Source organism: Chitinivorax sp. B (genome assembly GCF_005503445.1).
In the GTDB taxonomy this organism is placed as follows: domain Bacteria; phylum Pseudomonadota; class Gammaproteobacteria; order Burkholderiales; family SCOH01; genus Chitinivorax.
Window position 1 is genome coordinate 1 of record NZ_SCOH01000088.1, and the last position, 6,767, is coordinate 6,767.

The window sequence follows — 6,767 nt, forward strand, 5'->3', positions numbered from 1 at the left end:
GGCTATTCGTAAAAGTGTGTGGGCGCCGGATGGTGCCAAAGATGCCGCACGACGCTAGTAAATCGTAAAAGCGTGTTGTGTTTCTTGTCAAGAGAGGCTATGATACAGCCACTGAACTTCGTAAAATCTTGTTGGAGTGACCATGCAATACAACCCCGCCTTCGTTGGACATCGCCCCATCCTCACAGATGACGACAAGCTGTGGCTGCATGGCCTTGCCTCCAAGTTCTCGCTTGAGCGGTTTAAGAATGACGCCCGCAGTTACGAAGAAACGATTGTGGATTTCGTCTACACGTCGGCGAAGATTGAGGGCAATACCTATGACCGGATCGACACGGATAATCTACTGCGATTGGGTGTAACGGCGGGTGGCAAGAGATATTCTGATGCAATCATGCTCGTCAATCTCCGGGATGGTTTCGGAAAGATTATGGCGACAGAAGCCACGACGGAGCTTGATCTGGATTACCTTTGCGACTTGCATAAGGTTCTCATGAAGGACTTACTCCCTGTACATGAGCAGGGGATCGTTCGCACAACCGCAGTAACTATCGGAGCCACAACCTACGAGCCTCCTGCTGATCCGGGGCGTCTGCGCTCAGAGATCAAATTTATTCTGCCGGAGGCGAATAAGTATGCCGATCCATTCGAGAAGGCGATTTATTTGCATTGCAATCTTGCATATTTGCAGTATTTCCGGGATGGAAATAAGCGAACCTCCCGCATGATGCAAACTGCTTCTCTAGTGCAAGCGAATACGCTGCCATTGTTCTTCAATGACACGCTGATTGGTAAGTACCAGCGCGCCACCATCCAGTATTACGAAACAGGCGACTACGCACCTTATGTTTCCTTTTTTAAGGAGAACTACGAGCTTGCCATTTCAAAGCTGCTTGGCGAACACTCTCCTGCACTGAGTATCCACGAATCCGAAGAGTTTGATCGAAGGGTTTCTCAGTTGCCGGATTTGAGGAAATCTGTTGGCGCGGCGCACACATTTTGGTTGCTGGCTCAAGAAGCAATTTCATCCGGCGGTTCTGCAAATGCAGTCAACTGGCCTGATGTTGAACGCCGAGCTATCGTTGAAAGCATTCAGCAGAACGGTCAATCGCCAGACGGCGTTGGCGCTGTTATTTGTAAATATAGCCCCGGTGCAAGCTCATCTGAAAAGCAACAAGCCATTCTCGATGACATCAAGCGCCTTGCGCCCAGCCTACAGGCGGAATACGCCAAGGCGCGAGGTGAGAAGAGGTGTGAGCCATGAAGTTCCCCGGAGCCAAACGCCGCCCTCCCTTCGGGACGCTGCCACGGCACAAGCGCAGCCACGAGGTCATTCGCCTTAAGGGCAAGATGCGCCGTGACGCAGCCGAGTATGGCGAGCGGTTCACCAGCCGCCTCGTGTTGAATGAGCCGGGTCGCCCCGACCTGTACAACCAGTGGTTTGATTTCTACTTTCCGGGCACGGATCGGTTCACGATCTGGAACGCCAGTTTCGTGACCGCCCGCAAAGCGTTCTGGGACAAGGCTCATGACATCGCACACACCCGCGTGGCCGCGATGCTGACGCCGGAAGAGCGAGAAGAGAACTCCAATTGGGAGTTCGTACCAGCACAGCGCTCAAGCACCGGAAAAATCCTCACCTACAAACTGGCCGAGTGCGAAGAAATGCGCTTCGAGCAGTTTGGTGGACTGACCTTTCATGAGCAGTGGCTCAAGCTGGAAGCAGAGATTGCGCGCAACGAGCCGCCCGTGATTCATGAATCCTTCAAGCTCGACCGCAGCTACGTCTACGGCATCGGGTTGAAGATCGTGCTTGATGTGGATGTCGTCAATCAGACATCCATCGAGGCCGCCATTGATCGCTTCATCGAGCTTGGCGAAACCGATTGGGTATCGCCTGAAACCGTGCCCCGCGACCGTTTACCTGTAGTGAGCGAGCACGAGGCATTGGCGACCATCAAGTTTCCAGCGGAATAAGCAGGGAGATTATCGGTGAGCGAATTTCTTTTGATATTGACAGCGAAAGATCAGCAGGGTCAGTTTAGGGTTAGGTTGGATTTCGGTCTATTCGGGATCGACTCTTTCACTGCATCGAAGATTCGTTCCTGCGACCTTGACAGATCATATGTCCTTCAAGTTGGGGCATATGAAGCTCTATCGGATGCGCTACGCATCGAATTCGCAGGGTTCGACTTTTACCAGAGTGTCACTCCAGCATCCATATGGAAACGAATTGTTGAGCGAGGAGATCGTAAGCCATTTGATTTTTTGGCTGAGGATAATACTGGTCGGTCAATTGCACAGCGGATGGTGGAGTTTATCTACCTGAATCGCCATTCCCTTGGTGATGATGGTACATGGCAAGTCTGGAAGTGCCGCGACCTGCTGCTCAACCGATCTGGCACCAATCTGTCTGACATGGCCCATGCAGAGCAAAAGCGGGCGGCTTCCGTAAAAGCACTGCCTGACGCAGATTACACCGACGAGCTAGGGTCGTTCCGGTTCCCCTCTACAAGCTGCTTGTACGGTGTTTCTCAGCCGCTCTCGCAATTGCGAGGGGCGGTGAAGTTTTGCAAACTGTTTATTCAAGACGGCGCAGGCGTTTACGTGGCATTTCACGATGACGAGGTGCTGTATGTCGGCATGTCTCAGCGGTTCTCTCAGCGTCTGAGCAATGCCGAATATCACCACAAGCTCAAGCTGGTGTTGGAGCGGCACCCCCAAGCTCGCGTAGCAGTCATTCACTATCCATTCTGGAAACTCCCATCGCTTAATGATGCAGTGACATCAGAAGAGAAAGATGCTGCATGGGGGCGCATCCGTGAGTTGCTGTTTGGTCTTGAACGCGCCTGCATCGAGTATTACCAGCCACGCTACAACGGAATGCTTGACGAAGATGATGACGCTTCGTCCTGCGATGTGTTGTCAATGCAATTTGCCTCATCACGTTCCCAGCCAGTGGCTTTGGCAGGTGCGTAAATGGGGGCAAGGGAAGCAAAGGTTTCGTTGCAGGATGCCATAGATTCTGGTCAGATAGTCTCTATTGGGCAGCTACTTGAACGAGCAACTGCTGAAAAACTGGAAGTCACCCGCAATGGGCGTGATTACCTTGGCCTTCGGGGAAGTGATGGAAGGCGGTTTCGAGTTCATTTTGGATTTGCCAACGACTCACGCACGCACAGACCGACATCCACATCACCGCAGCCTGAACCCAAGGCTGTGTGCAATGTCCGCCGCAGCGAAGGCTACTGGATATATGCGCTGACAGCACATAGCCCAGACGGCATGCGCAAAGCCTGCTACATCGGCCAGACCATCAATCTCAAGCGACGATTTCGCGAGCACCTGCGGCGCAATCGCCCCGGCCACGCATCATTCGCGCTCTTCGAGTGGGCGGCTCAGGAGCAAGCTGAGGTTCGGGCGACGGTGCTTTCGTGGGTTGATGGCGACCAGAGCTACGCATCTCGATTCGAGGGCTACTGGTTGAAGCTGGCCGTCGAGGCTGGCTTTGTGGCTCCCGACGCCCACAACTGGGGTCGCCTTCCGCAGCCCAGCAACCCGGTTGGTCAGCCGCCCCGTTGGCCTGCCTCGGAAGTATTGGCGGCTTCGATCCCTCTGCCGGAACTTGTGGAGCATGGCCTCACGCCGGTTGAATTGTTCGTTGCCAGTCGTGTGCCGTTCTGATGGCATCGAAGAAAGGAAACCATGCTCGGATACTGGATCGTCGTCTCAACGCAAACACCCGAAGAACGGGACGCCATCATCGACCGAAAGAAGTCAGTTCTCGCGGAGTGGGAAACGGGCGTTGGTGGCATTCGCTGGCTGGAAAAGCTGGTCGAGGAAGGCAAGGCCAGCAAGTTGCGCGGTGACGGCTATCCGAACCGCTACACCTCCACGGCAGACATCGTTTTGCCACTCATCACGGGTGATGCCATCAAGCCTGCTGACGATGGCATCTGGGTGTTTGGTATGGATGAGGGCGAAGAGTACGCCCAGCCTCCCGGCTGGATGGGCAAGGTCAACTTGCGACCTGAAAGCATCCGTACTTGCCCGACCGATGCGGGTCTGACCATTGACGCTTGGGATCAGTCGTAACTCCATTCAACAACCACAAGGGAAATCATGAACAAGAATATCGCAATCCTCGCCGCCCTCAGCGTCGCGGCACTGACCGCCTGCGGCAGCAAGACCGACGCCAATGAAAAGAACTTCGGCGCGGCCATGACGCAGTATTTCGACAAGAAGGGCGACCTGTGCCTCAATACCAAGCGCTGGCCGGTTGACCTGTCCGAGATGGACTTGCGCCTGCAAAAGACCATGCAGGCCGGTAGCGCCAACCAGATGGCCGCGCTCGAAGCCGCTGGCTTGGTCAAAGGTGAGGACACCGAGGTGGACATCATGGGGATCATGGGCAAGCCCACGGGTGCCAAGGCCAAGATAAAGCGCTACACCCTGACCGATGCGGCCAAGCCCTTCGCGCAAGAGAAGGAAGTCGCCTCCATCGGCCTCAACGGCAAGACCACCGAGAAGCAAACCGATCTGTGCTGGGGCAAGAAGGCACTGGACAAGATCGTGAAGTGGGAAGGCCCGATGAAGTTCGGCGACTACCAAGAGGCGGGCATCACCTACACCTACAAGGTCAACAATCTCGCCGACTGGGCCAAGAAGCCCGAGGTGCAAGCCGCTTTCCCGGTGGTGAAGAGCATCCTTGACGGTGCTGGCAGCAAGGAGTCCAAGCACGCAATCAAGCTGACCAGTCAAGGCTGGGAGGCAAAGGGGTTGGATTGAGATTCGGCCATGTTAGAAGGTCGTTTCGACTGTGACATACGTCTGCGTTCAGCCGCTGACTTTGGCGTGCTTTGCACTGCTGTGGCCGATGTCTTGGCCTTGTCGGCACCTACACCAATTGAGGCTGAGACATTCTGGCTTCCGCGAGGCCAGAGTTGCAGCCGACAGGTGACATCGGCAGGGGTGCTTGCGGAGATCGAGTACGTCACAACGGATCGCATCCCTTGTGGCCGCGATCCAGTTCACGTCACCTTTACCGGCAAGCTGCATCGCGATGCGATAGATGCCTTTCTCGCTACCCTCGGAGCGGTCATAGAAGCCGCAACTGGCGAGTTGAGAGACTATGAAACGGGCAACCCGGATGCAGAATACGAATCCATCGTGTTCGGTGGCACGCCGGAGGGGCGTGAGGCGCTTCGGCTCGCGAAGGCTGTCGAAGCTGCCGAAAGTACCGCAGGCGTGGTGTTCAGTGACGATGAGCGGGCACGCATGTCTCGATTGATCCGAGACGCCCAACTCAGAACAAAGTCTCACTGATGAGGCGATAACTAATGCCCGCCAACATCCTGAACCTCCCGCAGTACCGCGTGCTGCGCGTGCAGGAAACCGACCACGACTACCACGTCACCGCCGAGCCGGTGGAAGTGACTGCTGCCTGCCCGCATTGCCAGTCCGACCGCCTGAACTCGTGGGGCACCCGCGAGCAGGTGTTCAAAGACCTGCCCATGCACGGCAAGCGCGTGGGCATCTATATCGACACCAAGCGGCTACGCTGCCAAGCCTGCGGCAAGACCTTCTCGCAGGCACTGCCGGTACTGGCCGAGAACCGGATGATGACTGAGCGGCTGGTAGCTTGGATCGGATCACAGAGTTTGAAGCGCACCTTCACCTCGCTGGCCGACGAAACCGGCGTGGTCGAAGGAACGATCCGCAACATCTTCCGCGACTACATCAACGAGCTTGAGCAGACCGTCCGCTTTGAGACACCGAAGTGGATGGGCATCGACGAAATCCACATCATCAACAAGCCGCGCTGCGTCGTCTCGAACATCCAGAACAACACCATCGTGGACATGCTCCACAACCGGAACAAAGACACGGTGGCGAAGTACCTGTTCAAGATGCCGAACCGGGACAAGGTGCAGTACGTGGCGATGGATATGTGGACGCCTTACCGCGATGCGGTGAGCGCGGTGCTGCCGGACGCCACCATCGTCATCGACAAGTTCCACGTCGTCAGGATGGCGAACGACGCGATGGAGAAGGCCCGCAAAGGACTGCGGGCCGAACTGACACTGAAACAGAAGCGCGGCCTGATGCACGACCGCTTTGTGCTCTTGAAGCGCGAGCGCACCTTGAACGATGAAGAGCGCCTGAACCTTGACGGCTGGACGAAGAACTATCCGACCTTGGGAGAGGCGTACAGGCTCAAGGAAGCCTTCTACGCCATCTACGAGGACTCGGACTCACCGGAGAGTGCCTTGAGGCGCTACGAGGCTTGGAGCAAGAATGTGTCGCCCGAGATCAGGCCGTACTTCCACGACCTGATCCGCGCCTTCACCAACTGGCAGCCATTCATCCTCAACTACTTTGAGCACCCCGTCACCAACGCCTACACGGAGAGCCTGAACAGCCTGATCCGGGTGATGAATCGACTGGGGCGCGGCTACAGCTTCGAGGCACTACGGGCCAAGATTCTGTTCACCGAGGGCATCCATAGCCGAAAGCAGGCACGCCCCAAGTTCGAGAGAAAGCGTGCGTTGGAGCCTGTCGAGATGGGCAGAGCGTTGCCAGATGACGCGATGGGCTATGGACTGCCCGTGCTCGAAAAGGTGCGGGCAATGAAGCCTCCGAAGGAGGCTGACCAACACAAGGGACTGCCGCCACCCAAGAACTACGGTGCGGACATTTCAACACTCATTCGCATGATCGAGGCGGGGGAACTTTGATCCCGTTTCAACCCACTTTTACGAATACCC

8 protein-coding genes are annotated in these 6,767 nt (G+C 56.0%); all 8 read left to right on the forward strand.

All coding sequences use genetic code 11. The annotated features are described in order from the left end of the window. Window positions 1–142 precede the first annotated feature (142 nt). The 8 genes from FFS57_RS24050 to FFS57_RS24085 are packed head-to-tail and all read left to right on the forward strand — an operon-like array spanning window position 143 to window position 6,737. Window positions 143–1,264, forward strand: coding sequence for a Fic family protein (locus FFS57_RS24050; RefSeq protein WP_137940371.1), 1,122 nt, complete (start codon window positions 143–145; stop codon window positions 1,262–1,264). After that, the gene (locus FFS57_RS24055) at window positions 1,261–1,977 is read left to right on the forward strand and encodes a hypothetical protein (protein WP_249384153.1); all 717 of its coding nucleotides are present in this window, start codon (window positions 1,261–1,263) and stop codon (window positions 1,975–1,977) included. Before FFS57_RS24050 ends, FFS57_RS24055 begins: the two co-directional genes overlap by 4 nt. A gap of 15 nt (window positions 1,978–1,992) precedes the next feature. Further along, complete coding sequence (locus FFS57_RS24060) at window positions 1,993–2,979, forward strand: GIY-YIG nuclease family protein (protein WP_137940372.1); 987 nt, start codon at window positions 1,993–1,995, stop codon at window positions 2,977–2,979. Continuing rightward, window positions 2,980–3,684 carry a GIY-YIG nuclease family protein gene (locus FFS57_RS24065; RefSeq protein WP_137940373.1) on the forward strand — a complete coding sequence of 235 codons (705 nt, stop codon included), beginning with the start codon at window positions 2,980–2,982 and terminating at the stop codon, window positions 3,682–3,684. A 21-nt stretch (window positions 3,685–3,705) separates the two neighbouring features. Beyond that, window positions 3,706–4,095: a hypothetical protein gene (locus FFS57_RS24070; protein ID WP_137940374.1), complete on the forward strand. Its 390-nt coding sequence runs from the start codon at window positions 3,706–3,708 to the stop codon at window positions 4,093–4,095. Between the two features lie 27 nt (window positions 4,096–4,122). Further along, window positions 4,123–4,788 carry an SEN1982 family lipoprotein gene (locus FFS57_RS24075; RefSeq protein WP_137940375.1) on the forward strand — a complete coding sequence of 222 codons (666 nt, stop codon included), beginning with the start codon at window positions 4,123–4,125 and terminating at the stop codon, window positions 4,786–4,788. A 9-nt stretch (window positions 4,789–4,797) separates the two neighbouring features. Next, window positions 4,798–5,325 carry a hypothetical protein gene (locus FFS57_RS24080; RefSeq protein WP_137940376.1) on the forward strand — a complete coding sequence of 176 codons (528 nt, stop codon included), beginning with the start codon at window positions 4,798–4,800 and terminating at the stop codon, window positions 5,323–5,325. Between the two features lie 14 nt (window positions 5,326–5,339). Next, entirely contained in the window at window positions 5,340–6,737 is a 1,398-nt protein-coding gene (locus FFS57_RS24085; protein ID WP_137940377.1) for an ISL3 family transposase, read from the forward strand. Window positions 6,738–6,767 lie beyond the last annotated feature (30 nt).

Coding starts and splice junctions, on each gene's coding strand:
- FFS57_RS24050 (WP_137940371.1), top strand. CDS start 143: ATGCAATACAACCCCGCCTTCGTTGGACATCGCCCCATCCTCACAGAT.
- FFS57_RS24055 (WP_249384153.1), top strand. CDS start 1,261: ATGAAGTTCCCCGGAGCCAAACGCCGCCCTCCCTTCGGGACGCTGCCA.
- FFS57_RS24065 (WP_137940373.1), top strand. CDS start 2,980: ATGGGGGCAAGGGAAGCAAAGGTTTCGTTGCAGGATGCCATAGATTCT.
- FFS57_RS24070 (WP_137940374.1), top strand. CDS start 3,706: ATGCTCGGATACTGGATCGTCGTCTCAACGCAAACACCCGAAGAACGG.
- FFS57_RS24075 (WP_137940375.1), top strand. CDS start 4,123: ATGAACAAGAATATCGCAATCCTCGCCGCCCTCAGCGTCGCGGCACTG.
- FFS57_RS24080 (WP_137940376.1), top strand. CDS start 4,798: ATGTTAGAAGGTCGTTTCGACTGTGACATACGTCTGCGTTCAGCCGCT.
- FFS57_RS24085 (WP_137940377.1), top strand. CDS start 5,340: ATGCCCGCCAACATCCTGAACCTCCCGCAGTACCGCGTGCTGCGCGTG.